We start from the raw sequence: 255 nt of genomic DNA on the forward strand, positions 1-255 counted from the left end.
TGGTGTGACGGGCGGTGTGTACAAGGCCCGGGAACGTATTCACCGTAGCATTCTGATCTACGATTACTAGCGATTCCGACTTCATGGAGTCGAGTTGCAGACTCCAATCCGGACTACGACGAGCTTTGTGAGATTAGCTCCACCTCGCGGCTTCGCAACCCTCTGTACTCGCCATTGTAGCACGTGTGTAGCCCTACTCGTAAGGGCCATGATGACTTGACGTCGTCCCCACCTTCCTCCGGTTTATCACCGGCA

1 rRNA gene is annotated in these 255 nt (G+C 54.9%); it reads right to left on the reverse strand.

From position 1 onward, the window contains the following. Positions 1–255: ribosomal RNA gene (locus tag LZP69_RS16510) — 16S ribosomal RNA — on the reverse strand; the annotation flags it as partial.

The organism is Shewanella sp. AS1 (genome assembly GCF_021412565.1).
Lineage (GTDB): Bacteria > Pseudomonadota > Gammaproteobacteria > Enterobacterales > Shewanellaceae > Shewanella.